Source organism: Streptomyces sp. cg40 (assembly GCF_050320165.1).
GTDB lineage: Bacteria > Actinomycetota > Actinomycetes > Streptomycetales > Streptomycetaceae > Streptomyces > Streptomyces hokutonensis.
In genome coordinates, this window is the sequence record NZ_CP190128.1 from 2,922,890 (window position 1) to 2,937,526 (window position 14,637).

14 protein-coding genes are annotated in these 14,637 nt (G+C 71.8%); 10 read left to right on the forward strand and 4 right to left on the reverse strand.

The genetic code is table 11. The features are described 5' to 3' along the window. The first annotated feature begins 46 nt into the window (after positions 1–46). The 6 genes from ACQHII_RS12835 to ACQHII_RS12860 all read left to right on the forward strand — a co-directional run bounded on the left by ACQHII_RS12835 (position 47) and on the right by ACQHII_RS12860 (position 6,648). The gene (locus tag ACQHII_RS12835) at positions 47–658 is read left to right on the forward strand and encodes a TIGR03086 family metal-binding protein (protein ID WP_427919439.1); all 612 of its coding nucleotides are present in this window, start codon (positions 47–49) and stop codon (positions 656–658) included. A gap of 133 nt (positions 659–791) precedes the next feature. After that, on the forward strand, positions 792–1,580 hold the full coding sequence (locus tag ACQHII_RS12840) for a DUF4142 domain-containing protein (protein WP_427919440.1): 789 nt from the start codon (positions 792–794) through the stop codon (positions 1,578–1,580). Between the two features lie 163 nt (positions 1,581–1,743). Next, complete coding sequence (locus ACQHII_RS12845) at positions 1,744–3,096, forward strand: DUF692 domain-containing protein (protein ID WP_427919441.1); 1,353 nt, start codon at positions 1,744–1,746, stop codon at positions 3,094–3,096. A gap of 113 nt (positions 3,097–3,209) precedes the next feature. After that, entirely contained in the window at positions 3,210–3,995 is a 786-nt protein-coding gene (locus ACQHII_RS12850) for a DUF4142 domain-containing protein (protein WP_427919442.1), read from the forward strand. Between the two features lie 123 nt (positions 3,996–4,118). After that, entirely contained in the window at positions 4,119–4,913 is a 795-nt protein-coding gene (locus tag ACQHII_RS12855) for a TIGR04222 domain-containing membrane protein (RefSeq protein ID WP_427919443.1), read from the forward strand. Positions 4,914–5,067: 154 nt separating this feature from the next. Then, positions 5,068–6,648: an alpha/beta hydrolase gene (locus tag ACQHII_RS12860; protein ID WP_427919444.1), complete on the forward strand. Its 1,581-nt coding sequence runs from the start codon at positions 5,068–5,070 to the stop codon at positions 6,646–6,648. Positions 6,649–6,726: 78 nt separating this feature from the next. Here the strand turns inward: ACQHII_RS12860 and hemQ are convergent, their stop codons facing one another. Together hemQ and hemG are read right to left on the reverse strand one after the other, a co-directional pair. Then, positions 6,727–7,458, reverse strand: a complete 732-nt coding sequence (hemQ, locus tag ACQHII_RS12865) for a hydrogen peroxide-dependent heme synthase (protein WP_427919445.1) — start codon at positions 7,456–7,458, stop codon at positions 6,727–6,729. 4 nt (positions 7,459–7,462) lie between these two features. Further along, the gene (hemG, locus tag ACQHII_RS12870) at positions 7,463–8,893 is read right to left on the reverse strand and encodes a protoporphyrinogen oxidase (RefSeq protein ID WP_427919446.1); all 1,431 of its coding nucleotides are present in this window, start codon (positions 8,891–8,893) and stop codon (positions 7,463–7,465) included. A 161-nt stretch (positions 8,894–9,054) separates the two neighbouring features. Here hemG and ACQHII_RS12875 point away from each other — a divergent pair, with 161 nt between their 5' ends. Together ACQHII_RS12875 and ACQHII_RS12880 are read left to right on the forward strand one after the other, a co-directional pair. Beyond that, positions 9,055–10,008 carry a DUF4349 domain-containing protein gene (locus ACQHII_RS12875; RefSeq protein WP_427919447.1) on the forward strand — a complete coding sequence of 318 codons (954 nt, stop codon included), beginning with the start codon at positions 9,055–9,057 and terminating at the stop codon, positions 10,006–10,008. A gap of 27 nt (positions 10,009–10,035) precedes the next feature. Beyond that, on the forward strand, positions 10,036–11,436 hold the full coding sequence (locus ACQHII_RS12880; RefSeq protein WP_427919448.1) for an FAD-dependent oxidoreductase: 1,401 nt from the start codon (positions 10,036–10,038) through the stop codon (positions 11,434–11,436). A gap of 5 nt (positions 11,437–11,441) precedes the next feature. Here the strand turns inward: ACQHII_RS12880 and ACQHII_RS12885 are convergent, their stop codons facing one another. After that, entirely contained in the window at positions 11,442–11,768 is a 327-nt protein-coding gene (locus ACQHII_RS12885; RefSeq protein WP_427919449.1) for a hypothetical protein, read from the reverse strand. A 125-nt stretch (positions 11,769–11,893) separates the two neighbouring features. Between ACQHII_RS12885 and ACQHII_RS12890 the strand changes: the two genes are divergently transcribed. Beyond that, positions 11,894–12,718: a rhomboid family intramembrane serine protease gene (locus ACQHII_RS12890; protein WP_427919450.1), complete on the forward strand. Its 825-nt coding sequence runs from the start codon at positions 11,894–11,896 to the stop codon at positions 12,716–12,718. A gap of 6 nt (positions 12,719–12,724) precedes the next feature. On the opposite strand, the gene hemE is transcribed toward ACQHII_RS12890, so the two are convergent. Next, on the reverse strand, positions 12,725–13,792 hold the full coding sequence (gene hemE, locus ACQHII_RS12895) for a uroporphyrinogen decarboxylase (protein WP_427919451.1): 1,068 nt from the start codon (positions 13,790–13,792) through the stop codon (positions 12,725–12,727). 146 nt (positions 13,793–13,938) lie between these two features. On the opposite strand from hemE, the gene ACQHII_RS12900 reads away from it, so the two are divergent. Then, complete coding sequence (locus tag ACQHII_RS12900; protein WP_317886530.1) at positions 13,939–14,565, forward strand: DUF3000 domain-containing protein; 627 nt, start codon at positions 13,939–13,941, stop codon at positions 14,563–14,565. Positions 14,566–14,637 lie beyond the last annotated feature (72 nt).

The following is a 14,637-nucleotide window of genomic DNA, read 5'->3' on the forward strand; positions in this document are numbered from 1 at the left end:
GAAAACAAGTAGCACGATCGTTCGCATAGTTTTAGGGTCAGGTCCCATGACTGCCACCGGAACGGACATCGTCGAGCTCGACCGGATCGCCGTGTACGAGGCCCTGCGCGTAGTGGAGTTGGCGCAGGAGGAGGACTGGGAGCGGGACACCCCCTGTGCGGGGTGGAACCTGCGGCGGCTCGTGGCGCACATGGCCGCGCAGCATCACGGGTTCGCGGCCGCCGCGCGCGGCGCGGGCCAGGACAGGGTGTACTGGCGGGAGCCGGAGGACATGGGCGAGCCGGCCCGGACCCATCGAGCGGCGGCCACGGCCGTGCTCGCCGCGTTCGCCGAACCCGGTGCCACCGAGCGGGAGTTCGCCCTGCCGGAGCTGGGCATGAGCTTCCCCGGCCGGACCGCGATCGGCTTCCACTTCATCGACTACGTCGTCCACGCCTGGGACGTCGCCGCGACGCTCGGCACAGCGCTGGACCTGTCGGACGACGTCCTGGACATCGCGCTCGTGGTGGCCCGACTGGTGCCCACGGACCCGGCCGGACGTGGCCCCGGGTTCGCCTTCGCCCCGGCGCTCGACGTACCGCCAAACGCCGGTCCGCTCGACGAGGCGCTACGGCTGCTGGGCCGGACGCCGGAGAACTGGCCGGTCAAGAGCCGCTGAACTCGCCTCCTTTGCCTGGCCTTTGAGGAAAGCTGCCCTCCCCTTGAACAAGGAGCACGTCCCGCGCGTACCTCCAGGCACTGGCCACGCGTCAACTTCTCCAACGACCAGTTGGTTCCCCCGGGAGGCTCCCTTGCGTCGTATCAACGGCACGACCGTGCTCATCGCGGCTATCTTCGCCACCACCGGCGCACTCGTGTTTCCCGTGTGGTCGTACGCCGACCGTGCGGGCACCGGTCAGGCGAACGTGGCGGCGGGCACCGTGAACACCCAGTGGGGGCCGCTGACGGCCGCCGACCGGGACCTGATCGTCCGGGTGCGGCTGGCCGGGCTGTGGGAACTGCCCGCCGGGCAGCAGGCGATCGAGCGGGCGCCCAGCGCGGCGATCAAGGAGGCCGGGGACCATCTCATCGTCGGCCACACCGACCTCGACAAGCGGGTGCGGATCGTCGCGGCCCAGCTCAATGTCGCGCTTCCGAACGTGCCGAACGAGCAACAGCAGGGCTGGCTGAACGAGATGAGCGCGGCGACCGGCGCGGAGTACGAGTACAAGTTCGTCAATCTGCTGCGGGCCGCGCACGGCAAGATCTTCCCGGCCATCGGCGCCGTACGGAACAGCACGCGCAACACCCTCGTGCGGCAGCTGGCCTCGGACACCAACCAGACCGTGCTCGACCACATCACGGTGCTGGAGAAGACCGGGCGGGTCGACTTCGACGCCATCGCCAACGGGGTCGCGAACGCCTCCACCGCCAGCCCGACCGGTCCCGCCGCGCCCGTACCCGGCCAGGTGGTGCCCTCACCACCGGCCGCCGTGGCGAGCCCGAACATCGGGACCACCTCACGGCCGTCCCCGGGCGCGCCCGGAACGGTCAACACCGGGCGACCGGATCCGGTCGACTCGAACGGAGTGCTGGGCTAGCCGGCCAGGACCCGCCCCGAACCTCAAATGTTGCTCTGAAGGTGACACGGCCGGGGTTCGGGGCCCGGCCCCGGGGCGATACCTCCGTCACACCGAACAGCGGTCTTGTGGAGTGGATGCGTTTCAACGAGGACAACGAGGACATCGAGAACGGGGACGGGCGATGGAACGACTGGGGACGGGCATCGGATGGCGGCCGGAGATGGCGGACGCCGTGGAGCACCTGCCGGGCATCGACTGGGTCGAGGCCGTGGCCGAGAACCTCTGCCCCGGCCATCTCCCCGACTCGCTGCTACGGCTGCGCGAGCGCGGCGTGACCGTGATCCCGCACGGCGTCTCCCTCGGCCTCGGCGGCGCCGACCGGCCCGACCCGGACAGGCTGACGGCCCTCGCCGAGCGGGCCGAGGCCCTCGGCTCACCGCTGGTCACCGAGCACATCGCGTTCGTCCGCGCGGGCGGCCCGCTGACCGCCTCCCCGCTCCTCGAAGCCGGCCACCTGCTCCCCGTACCACGCACCCGCGACGCCCTCGACGTGCTCTGCGAGAACGTCCGCATCGCCCAGGACGCGCTGCCCGTACCCCTCGCGGTGGAGAACATCGCCGCGCTGCTCGCCTGGCCGGGCGAAGAGATGACCGAGGGCCAGTTCCTGTACGAGCTGGCCGACCGCACCGGCGTACGCCTCCTCATCGACGTCGCCAACCTGCACACCAACCACGTCAACCGCGGCGAGGACCCGGCCAAGGCCCTCGCCGAACTCCCCGTCGAGGCCATCGCCTACGTCCATGTCGCGGGCGGCGTCGAACGCGACGGCGTCTGGCACGACAGCCACGCCCACCCCGTCCCCGCCCCGGTCCTCGACATCCTCACCGACCTGGCGTCCCGCGTCTCCCCTCCGGGAGTGCTGCTGGAGCGCGACGACAACTTCCCCGAAGCGGCCGAACTGGAGCGGGAGTTGACGTCGATTCGCGGGGCGCTGGACAGGGGGCGGCAGCGGGCGGCCGACGAGGAACAGCAGGCGCCTGCCGCGACTCCGGCAGCCGTACCGCAGGCCCCGGCACCGCGGGCCTCCGCACCGCAGACCTCCGCACCGACGGCCCCCGCCCCCGCCCGCCAGCGTCTCGCGCTCGCCCAGGCCGCCCTGCTCTCCGCGCTGGTCGCCGGTACTCCGGTGCCCGAAGGGTTCGACCGGGTGCGGCTCGGCGTGCAGGCGCGGGCGCTCGGGGCGAAGCGGGCCGACGTCGTGGCGAAGGTGGCTCCCGAACTGCCGGAGATCCTCGGGGCGGCGTACCGGCCGGCCTTCCTCGCGTACACGCACACGCACCCGATGACCGGCGGCTACCGGCGCGACGCGCTGGACTTCGCCGGGCAGCTGCTGCTCTCGGGCGGACCCGAGAACGCCGAGGTCAGGCGGGAGTTGCGGGCCTGGTGGCTGGAGCGTTCGGGACCGGCCCCGCGTTCGGCGCGGCCCGCGGTCCGGCTCGCCCGGGCCACCCGGCGGGTGCTGCTGCGCCGTTGACGGGTCGCGGTTGGGCCGGGAGGGGCCTTGGAAGGTGACAGTGACTCCAAAGTAATATTGCGGTTCCGCACGAGAAGCGCACTTACGTGCGGTGCCGTCACAGGAGGCACCCCATGCGACCGCGACCCCCCGTCAAGGGCCGAGGCATATTCAGTGGTACCGGCGTCATCATCATGGGCCTGACCGCGACCCTGGCAGCGCTGATCTTCCCGGTCTGGTCCTACGCCGACCGGTCCGGGACGACCGCTGCCAACGTGCTCAGTGACCAGACCGTGGCGACGCAGTACGGGCCGTTGTCCGCGCTGGACAAGGACTTCGTCACGCGGGTACGGCTGGCCGGGCTGTGGGAGCTGCCGGCCGGGCAGCAGGCCGAGGAGAAGGGCACCACCGCGGCCGTACGGACGGCGGGGCAGCATCTGATCGAGGGCCACACGTTCCTCGACGAGCGGGTGCGCGATGTCGCCGCGCGGCTCGGGCTGCCGCTGCCCAACCAGCCCAACGCGCAGCAACAGCAGTGGCTCGCCACCCTCAACGCGGCATCGGGCGTGGACTTCGACCGCAAGTTCGCCAACATCCTGCGCCTCGCGCACGGCAAGGTGTTCACGGTGGTCGCCCAGGTCCGGGCCACCACCCAGAACTCCCTGGTCCGCGCCCTCGCCGACGACGCCAACACGACCGTCCTGGACCACATCAAGGTCCTGGAGGCCACCGGGTACGTCGACTTCGCCGCGCTGGCCCGGGACATGGCCGCGAGCAGCACGCCCGCACCCAGCACCTCCCCGGCCGCGTCCGCGCCCTACGCCGACCCCGGCCAGGTCGTCCCGCTGACCCCGTCGGTCTCCCCGACGTACTCGCTGCCGCCACCCGCTTCCAGCCCGCCGCCGTCGACACAGCCGTAGCCGTAGAACCGTTTCGGCCGTGGGCTGTTTTCGGACAAGCGGAACGTCACAGGCAGACAACGCTCCGTCCGGATTGTGAACAAGGCATGGCGTCCTGCTGGGCCTTTGGCATAGAAACTTGGCATGTTCTGGGTCCTTCTCCTGCTCATGGCCTGGGCCGTCGCCGGCACGGCGTGCACGCGGCTGTGCCTGGCCGCCGTCAGAGCGGCGGGCGTCGACGGGGACGACGCGGGCAAGGGACACGATCTGACGCTCTACGAAGCGGCGTTCCTCTCCGGCGGTCCCGCGCGGGTCGCGGATCTGACGCTGGTCTCCATGGCGCGCCAGCACCGGCTGCTGCTCGCCCACACCGGCTGGGCGACCGTCGTGGACCCGCGCGGCCGGGACCCCATCGAGCGGTCGGTGATAGGCGCCATCGGGCCCGAGGGGCAGTCCCGGATCGCTCCGGTGCGGGCCACCGCGGCGGCCACGGACGCGGTGCGCGACGTCGCGGACCGGCTCGTCGACGCGGGTCTGGCCGTACCGGACGGGACCCGTACGACGGTCGCCTCCGGGGTACGGCAGGTGCGGGCCGCCGCGCTCGTCGTGCTGGTGCTGGGCGCGACCGCGCTGCTGACGCCGGGGGCCGAGATGCCGCGCGGGCTCGTCGCGCTCTGGTTCGCGCTGCCGCTCGCCCTCACGCTGAGCTGCCTCGCCATCGCCCGGGTCGAGGTGCACCCGTACTCGCACTGGGCCTCCCCGGCCGGTCAGCAGCTGCTCGGCACGCTGGCCCGGCACGCGGGCGGCGGCGCCGACGACCGTACGTATCTCACCTCCGTCGCCGTACGCGGCATCCGCGCGGTCGGCGAACCGGATCTGCGGGCGGCCTTCGCACACCGCGAGCAGTACCGCGAGCACTTCGACGCGTGGCGGCGCTGACCTACGCGTAGCGGCGCCGGCCTCGGCGTGAGAGCGCGCCGAGGGGGCGCACAGGGGTCATTGGGGCCGACACCGCCCGACGGTGCTTGCCTTCGCCAACCAGCGAACGAAACATCCCTTTTGTTGCAGCCGTGCTCCGAAGGGATACGCCACCATGCGAGCCGCCGCCCTGTACTCGGCCGCCGGGTCCTTGCTCCTGACCAGCCTCGCCGCCGCCCCGGCCAGCGGTGCCCCGGGCGCCGTCGAGTCGGCCGGCACCGCGCTCGCCGCCGCGCACGCCCGCGCGAAGGGCATCGACTTCGGGAAGTGCCCCGACGCGCAGGACATGCCCGGCACCATGGAGTGCGGCACGGTCTCCGTCCCGCTCGACTATGCGCACCCGGGCGGCAAGCAGATCAGACTGACCGTCAGCCGGGCCGTCGCCACCCACAAGGACCCGCACAACAGCAAGCGCAGGGTCCCCCGCCAGGGCTCCCTGGTCTACAACCCGGGCGGCCCCGGCGCCTCCGGCCTCTACTTCCCGCTCATCGGCATGCTCCCCGAGTGGAAGCGCATCGCGTCGGCCTACGACCTCGTCGGCTACGCCCCGCGCGGTGTCGACAAGTCGGCACCGCTGTCCTGCGAGGACCCCAAGCACTTCTTCAAGGCGCCCTCGCAGTCGCCCACTTACCCCTCGGAGTCGTACAAGAAGGAGCGCATCGCGGAGGCCAAGGCCTACGCGCGCGGCTGCGCCAAGCGCTCCGGCGGCAAGCTGCGGTTCTACAACTCCCTCAACAACGCCCGCGACCTGGACGTCCTGCGCGCCGCCCTCGGCGAGGACAGACTGACGTTCATGGGCGCGTCCTACGGGACCTACTTCGGGGCGCTGTACGCGACGCTGTTCCCCTCGCACGTGCGGCGGATGGTGTTCGACTCGGCGGTGAACCCGGACCCCGAGCAGGTCTGGTACCGCAACAACCTCGACCAGTCGGCCGCGTTCGAGGGCCGCTGGGCGGACTACCGCGAGTGGATCGCCCGGCACGACGACGTGTACGGGCTCGGCGACACGGCCGCGAAGGTGCTGCGCAGCTACGAGAAGGCCTCCGCACGGCTCGCCGAGAAGCCGGCGGGCGGCAAGGTGGGGCCCGCGCAGTTGCAGGGCGCGATCCTGTCGGCCGGGTACTACGACGACTACTGGCCGCACACCGCGGCGGCGCTGTCGGCCTACCTGAAGGGCAACTCCAAGCTGCTGGTGCAGCAGGCGGGGCCGACGCCCCAGGCGGCCGTCGAGGCGGAGAACGGCAACGCGGTGTACACGGCCGTCGAGTGCAACGACGCGGCCTGGCCGACCGAGTGGAGCGTCTGGGACCGGGACAACACGCGGCTCGCGCGCGTGGCTCCGTTCGAGACGTGGGACAACGTGTGGATGAATCTGCCGTGCGCGTACTGGCCCGCGCCGCGTCAGCAGCCTCTCGATGTGCGGACCGGGCCCGGTGAGTTGCCGCCGGTGCTGATCATGGCGGCCGAGCGGGATGCGGCCACTCCGTATGACGGCGCTCTCGAACTGCAACGGCGGTTGTCCGACTCGGTGCTGGTGACCGAGCGGGACGCGGGGACGCATGGGATCGCGGGTGGGGCCAACAAATGCGTCAACGGGTATCTGGACGCTTATTTGTTGGAGGGACAGCTGCCTGAGCGGCATGCGGCCTGTGCTCCGCATGCTGCGCCGAAGGCTGCGCGACCAGGCCGTGATTAGTCCGCGGGCCGGTGGGGGCTGGTCGCGCACACGCGGCGGAGCCGCATATCGACACAGCCCCGCGCCCCTGAAAAGCCACTAGGCCAGGCTTGCTACCAGCTCACCGATGTCCTTGCGGCGGCCCGTGTAGAACGGGACCTCCTCGCGGACGTGCATGCGGGCCTCCGACGCGCGCAGGTGGCGCATGAGGTCGACGATTCGGTAGAGCTCGTCGGCCTCGAAGGCCAGGAGCCATTCGTAGTCGCCCAGCGAGAAGGAGGCGACCGTGTTGGCGCGGACGTCCGGGTAGCCGCGGGCCATCTTGCCGTGGTCGGCGAGCATGCGGCGGCGGTCCTCGTCCGGGAGCAGGTACCAGTCGTAGGAGCGCACGAACGGGTACACGCTGACGTAGTTGCGCGGGGTCTCGTCGGCCAGGAAGGCCGGGATGTGCGAGCGGTTGAACTCGGCGGGGCGGTGCAGCGCCATGTTCGACCAGACCGGCTCCAGGGCGCGGCCGAGCTTGGTTCGGCGGAAGAGGTTGTACGCCTCCTGGAGCTGGTCGGCGGTCTCGGCGTGCCACCAGATCATGAGGTCGGCGTCGGCACGCAGGCCCGACACGTCGTACGTGCCGCGGACCGTGACGTCCTTCGCGGCGAGCTGGTCGAACAGCTCCTGGACCTCGTCGGCGTATCCGGCGCGGTCCTCGGGCAGTACGTCCTTCAGCTTGAAGACGGACCACAGGGTGTAGCGGATGACCTCGTTGAGGTCCTTGGCCAGCTTGCCCTTGTTCGGGATACGGCCGGACTCGGTGGTGGGGGCGTCGTCGCTCATGGGGCTATTCTCCCGCTCCGCCGGACGCGCTCGGCACCGGGTCGCCGGTCAGCCGCTCCACGGCCGCGTACGCGCTCGCGATGGTGGCCGGGATGCCCACGCCGTCGTATGCCGCGCCGCAGACCGCCAGGCCGGGCAGCTTCGCCACGTGTTCGCGGATCCGGGCCACGCGCGCGTAGTGGCCGACCGGGTACTGGGGCAGGCCGTCGGTCCAGCGGGTGACGCGGGTCTCCAGAGGCGTGGCGTCGAGGCCGGTGGCCTCGCGCAGGTCGTGGCGTGAGACGTCGACCAGGCCGGTGTCATCGCGCTCCAGGATCGCCGTCTCGCCGTAGCGGCCCACCGAGGTGCGCAGGACCAGTACGTCCGGGTTCTCGTCGGCGATCCAGCCCCACTTCTGGGAGGCGAAGGTCGATGCTTTGATCGTGCGGCCGTCGACCGGCGGCACCAAGAAGCCGCTGCCTTCCGGGAGTTCGACGTCCGCTCGGCGGTAGGCGAGGGTGACCAGGGCCATCGAGGCGTACTCGACGGCGGTCAACTCGGCTGCTGCGCCGGGTACTTCGGCCCGCAGCAGCTGTGCGGCGACCGGTGCGGGTACGGCGACGATCACGCCGTCGGCGTCGAGGACGCGGTCTCCGGCGACGACCCGCCAGCCGGCCGCTCCGCTCCGGCGCAGCTCGGTGACCGGCGTCCCGGTGAGGATCTCGGCGCCCCGCGCGCGGACCGACTCCGCGACGGCGAGCGGGAGTCGGCCCACTCCGCCCTCGATGCCCATGAAGACCGGGCCGGTCTGCTGTGCGGCGGCGGCTCGCTCCTGGATACCCCGGACGGCCTCGGTGAGGGAGTCGTGGGTCTTCGCGGCCTGGAAGAGCTGGGGGACGGCGGAGCGCATCGAGATGCGGTACGCGTCGCCCGCGTAGACCCCGCCCAGGAGGGGTTCGACGAGGCGGTCGACGACCTCGCGGCCGAGGCGGGCCGCCACGTACTCACCGACCGCCACGTCCTCGCCGACCTCCGTGCGGGGCAGGTCGACGTCGCGCTCGATGCGGTGCAGGCCCTCGTCCGAGAGGACGCCGGAGAGGGCGGAGGCGGTGCCGGGGACGCCCATGACGTGGCCCTTGGGCATCGGGCGCAGCGCACCCCGGGTCCAGAGCGAGGCGGTGGCTGTGGCTGGCGCCTGGAGGCGATCCGTGAGGCCGACCTCGCGGGCGAGCGCGACGGCCTCGGGGCGGCGGGCCAGCATCGACTCGGCGCCGAGGTCCACGCGGGCGCCCGCGATCTCGCCGGGCAGCAGCTTGCCGCCGACCCGGTCCGAGGCCTCGACGACCGTGACGCGCACGCCTGCGTCCAGCAGCCGGTGTGCGGCGGCCAGCCCGCCGATCCCGGCGCCGATGACGACGACATGCCCTGTGCCCGTACGAGTCTCCACTTCGCGCATGCCCCCAGCCTCTCAGACCCCACTGACAGTCCGACTCCGGGCCGGTGTCCGGCACGAGTCCCGACCGTGACCGCATCGGGACCGTTTCAGGCCAACGTCTCGCCGGGTCCGGGCGTCGAAGGTGCGTCAGTCGTCACGACGAACCTCGGGGGTACCCACCCATGCGCACACGACACTCCGCCCGGCCCGTCCAGGCCCTGGCCGGGCTCCTGCTGGCCTCGGCCCTCGCGCTGACCGGGTGCAGCAGCAGCTCGGACAAGTCCAGCGCGAGCGACGCGGGCGCCAAGGCCGCGGTTCCCGGCACCGCCCGGCAGGAGGGTGCCTCGGGCAGCGGCAACGCCCGGAGCACCAAGTCCGTGCCGAAGCTCACCGCGAGCAGCATCATCCGTACGGCCTCGCTGTCCGTGCGGGTCAAGGACGTACCGAAGGCCCTCGACGAGGCCCGGACCACGACGGAGAACGCGGGCGGGTTCGTCGGCAACGAGACGACCACCCGTGACGGGCAGGGGCATGAGCGCACCCGGGTGGTCCTGCGGGTGCCCACGGACAAGTACGACGAGGTCCTCGCCGATCTGGAGGGCGCGGGCAAGCTGCTCGACCGGACCGCGAAGGCGCAGGACGTCACCGACCAGGTCGTGGACGTGGAGAGCCGTATCGCCTCGCAGCGGGCCAGCGTGGCACGCGTGCGTGAACTGATGGACCGGGCCACCAAGTTGAGCGACGTGGTCGAGCTGGAGGGCGAGCTGAGCACCCGCGAGTCCGACCTCGAGGCGCTGCTCGCCCAGCAGTCCTCCCTGAAGGACCGCACCAGCCTGGCCACCATCACCCTGTCCCTGTCGCAGACCCCGGTGGCGAAGGCCGCCGCCAAGGACGACTCCCCCGGCTTCGTGGACGCGGTCGCGGGCGGCTGGCACGTCTTCGTGACGATGCTGCGCTGGCTCGCCCTGGCGCTCGGCGCGGTGCTGCCGTTCGCGGCGGTGGCGGCCCTGCTGGTCGTCGTGTGGCTGCGTCTCGTACGGCCGCGCCGGGCCGCGTCCGTGCCCGTGGCCACCGCGGTGGGACCGCTGCCGGCCGCCCCGCCGGTGCGCGAGGAGGAGCAGGGCGGACAGGACTGAAATCATCGGTCCCCGTAGCGTGTTCGCATGGACATGAGCCGTGCGAGGGGTACCCGGGAACGACTGGTCGTCATCGGAGGCGACGCCGCGGGCATGTCCGCGGCGTCGCAGGCACGCCGCCTGAAGGGGCCGGACGAGCTGGAGATCGTGGCCTTCGAGCGGGGCCACTTCACCTCGTACTCGGCGTGCGGGATCCCGTACTGGGTGGGCGGTGACGTCTCCGCTCGGGAGGAGTTGATCGCCCGTACCCCCGAGGAACACCGGGCGCGGGACATCGACCTGCGGATGCGCACCGAGGTCGTGGAGCTGGACGTCGCGGGCGGGCGGGTACGCGCGCGTGACGTCGATTCCGGGACCGAGTCCTGGACGTCGTACGACAAGCTCGTGATCGGGACCGGGGCGCGGCCGATCCGGCCGGACATGCCCGGGGTCGACGCCCCCGGAGTGCACGGGGTGCAGACGCTCGACGACGGGCAGGCGCTGCTGGACTCGCTGGCACGCACGCGTGGGCGTCGCGCGGTGGTGGTCGGGGCCGGGTACATCGGGGTCGAGATGGCGGAGGCGTTCGTCAACCGCGGGTATGACGTCACCGTCGTCAACAGGGGCAAGGAGCCGATGGCGACGCTCGACCCGGACATGGGGCGTCTGGTGCACAAGGCGATGGAGGGCCTGGGCATCACCATGGTCAACGACGCCCATGTCACCGAGCTGCGTACCGGGGACGACGGGCGGGTGCGGGCCGTGGTCACGGAGGACGCGGAGTATCCGGCGGACGTGGTGGTGCTGGGGATCGGTGTTCGGCCCGAGACGACCCTCGCCGAGGCGGCCGGGCTGCCCCTGGGGCAGCACCACGGGCTGCTGACCGACATGGCGATGCGGGTGCGCGGGCACGAGAACATCTGGGCCGGGGGCGACTGCGTCGAGGTGCTCGACCTGGTCTCCGGGCAGGAGCGGCACATCGCCCTGGGGACGCACGCCAACAAGCACGGGCAGGTCATCGGGACGAACGTGGGCGGCGGTTACGCGACCTTCCCGGGGGTGGTCGGTACGGCCGTGAGCAAGGTGTGCGATCTGGAGATCGCGCGCACCGGGCTGCGGGAGAAGGACGCCCACCGCGCGGGGCTGCGGTTCGAGGCGGTCACCATCGAGTCGACCAGCCGCGCGGGTTATTACCCGGAGGCCTCCCTCATGACGGTGAAGATGCTCGCCGAACGCCGTACCGGCCGTCTCCTGGGCGTGCAGATCGTCGGCCGGGAGGGCGCCGCGAAGCGTGTCGACATCGCGGCGGTCGCCCTCACGGCCCGTATGACGGTGGAACAGATGACGGCCCTGGACCTGGGTTACGCGCCGCCGTTCTCCCCCGTGTGGGACCCGGTCCTGGTGGCGGCCCGAAAGGCGACCGCCAAGGTCCAGGCGGGCCCGCGGTAAAGCGTTTACGCCGTCCCGTTGATGCGGTCTATGGCCTGCCGAGCCTGCTCGGCCGGGGGCCTGGCCGGCAGCGAGGACACCGACGCGCTCGGCGGCATCATCGCGGCGGGCTGCGCAGCCGCCGCGGGCTTCGCGTGGGCGCCGAGCGCGTTGGTCCGCAGCCGGTTGCTCACCGCCTCGTCCAGGGTCACCGGCCGCTGCATCTGCGCGGCCAGGCGTCCCGCTTCCTGGCCGAGCCTGGCGACGTCCTCCCAGGGGAGGCGCACCACCAGGGAGATCTCGGCCTCGCCGTCGGGCGTGGCGGTCATCTGAGGGGAAATCCGGTCGGTCATCGCCTGTTCCTCACGTCGTCCCCGCGACACGCCTTCCCCGCACCGCGGGCGGTTGAGGAGTCATACGCACAGGCGGACGGCGGTGTTCACCGGTTCGCCGCGCGGATCGGGGGCACTAATCCCTTGTGGTGATCCCCGTCCATGACGTGAACCCGGTGCGCCGCACCCCCTGGGTGACGTACGCGCTCATCGCCACGAACGTGCTCGTCTTCCTGGCCACGCCCGGAATGGCGGGTTCCGTGGCGGGTGGCAGCGACCTCTCGCAGTTGTGCCATCTCCAGGCGTTCCTGGACCACTACGCCGCTGTGCCACGGGAGTTGATCCACCATCAGATGCCGCAGCTGGTCCCGACCGGTGCCGTGCAGAACGGCCCGGGCGGCGCCGGCTGCGCGGTCGCGCCACCGGGCTACGACAAGTCGGCGTCCCTGAGTGTGTTCACCGCGATGTTCCTGCACGGCAGCTGGATCCACCTGCTGGGCAACATGCTGTTCCTGATGATCTTCGGCAACAACGTCGAGGACCGCATGGGCCACATCCGCTTCACGCTGTTCTACGTGGTGTGCGGTTACGCGGCGGGCTACGGCTTCGCGCTGCTCAACGCCGACTCGGGCGACCCGCTGATCGGTGCCTCCGGGGCGATCGCCGGTGTCCTGGGCGCCTATCTGGTGCTGTACGCGAAGGCCAGGGTGTGGGTCCTGGTGCCGTTCCTGTTCTTCCTGCCGCTGCGCCTGCCGGCCTGGCTGGTGCTGGGCTTCTGGTTCGTGCTCCAGGCGTTCTACTCGGCCGGCGAGGGCGTCTCGGAGGCCGGCACCGTGGCGTACGCGGCACACGTCGTCGGGTTTCTCGCGGGCATGCTGCTGGCCTGGCCGCTCAAGGCGGGCACTCCCCCGCCGCCGGAACCGCGCGGTCTGCTGTTCGGCAGGCGGGCGCGGCCCCGGCACACGTGGTGAGCGGGGTCAGCGGGCCGTCTCGGTGTGGACGAACTCGGTGAGCCGGGTGAGCGCGTCCGGGTCGGTGGACGGCATCACGCCGTGCCCGAGGTTGAAGATGTGGCCCTCAAGGTCCTTCGCGTCGTGCAGGACCTCGCGGGTCTTCGCCTCGACGGCCGCCGTGGAGGCGAACAGGACGGCCGGGTCGAGGTTGCCCTGGAGCGCCTTGCCGGGGCCGACCCGGCGGGCGGCCTCGTCCAGCGCGACGCGGTAGTCGACGCCGACGACGTCCGCGCCGGCCTCGCCCATGAGCTGGAGCAGCTCGCCGGTGCCGACGCCGAAGTGGATGCGGGGGACGCCGTAGCCCTCGACCGCCTTGAGGACCTTCGAGGAGGCGGGGAGGACCGAGCGGCGGTAGTCGGCGGGAGCGAGGGCGCCGGCCCAGGAGTCGAAGAGCTGGACGGCGCTGGCGCCCGCCTCGATCTGGACCTTGAGGAAGGCGGCCGTGATGTCGGCGAGGCGGTCGAGGAGGTCGGCCCACAGCTCGGGGTCGCCGTACATGATCGCCTTGGCGTTCTCGTACGTGCGGGACGGGCCGCCCTCGACGAGGTAGCTCGCGAGGGTGAACGGCGCGCCGGCGAAGCCGATGAGCGGGGTGGGGCCGAGCTCGGCGGTCAGCAGGCCGATGGCCTCCGTGACGTAGGAGACGTCCTCGGGGGTGAGGTCGCGCAGCCGGGCCAGGTCGGCGCGGGTGCGGATCGGCTTCTCGACGACCGGGCCGACGCCGGGCTTGATGTCGAGGTCGATGCCGATGGCCTTGAGCGGGACGACGATGTCGCTGAAGTAGACCGCCGCGTCCACGCCGTGCCGGCGCACCGGCTGGAGGGTGATCTCGGCGACCAGCTCGGGCCGGGTGCAGGACTCCAGCATGGGGATGCCCTCGCGCACCTTGTGGTACTCCGGCAGCGAGCGCCCGGCCTGCCGCATGAACCACACGGGTGTGTGCGGTACGGGCTCGCGCCTGCACGCCTTCATGAAGGCGGAGTCGTAAGTGGCGGTCGGCTGCTGGCCCGTGGGGCTCTGGTTGGCACTCACGGGGCAAGTCTCGCACGGCGGCAGGAGGCGATTACACGGGGTGCTGAAGGCAAGAGCGGGTGTCTAGTCCCGCACGATGCCTCCGTTCCCCTTAATCTTCCCGCATGGCTGCGGCTCAGGGACGACTGTCGGACGGCGCTGACGGAATGGACGACTCCAAGGAGGGGGACCGGGATGGGGGCGGTACGGCACCGCCGGCTTTCCAGGCCGCGGTCCAGGCCCTGCGGAACAGTCGGCTGCGACCGCAGATCGAGATCGATCCGACGCCGGCGCCACAGCGCCTGGCCCCCTTCGCGTACGCGCTGGAGGCCGCGGTCGTAGACGGCGACCAGGACCTGGCCGACGGCCGGCTGGTGCTGCTGCACGACCCGGCCGGGCATGACGCCTGGCACGGCACGTTCCGGCTGGTGACGCTGGTGCGCGCGGAGCTGGAGCCGGAGATGGCGGCGGACCCGCTGCTGCCCGACGTGTGCTGGTCATGGCTGACCGGCGCGCTCCAGACCCGCGGACTGACCTATGGCGAGCCGAGCGGCACGGTCACCCGGGCCAGCTCCCACTACTTCGGCGGCCTCTCCGAGCGCCCGTCGGCCTCCCAGATCGAGATCCGCGCCTCGTGGACGCCCCGTGAGGGACTCGGCGGTGTCCCGGACACGGCGGCGCATCTTGCCTCCTGGTGCGATCTGCTGGCCCAGGTCGCGGGCCTGCCGCCGGCGGGTCCGGGCGACGCGTCCATCGTCACGCTGCCGCAGCGCCGGGGTCCGCAGTCACGCTGAGCCTTACCGCAGGCACACCGAGGTCTTACCCGTCGCTTGCGGTGTCTTTGTCGATACGGCCACTTTCAATCA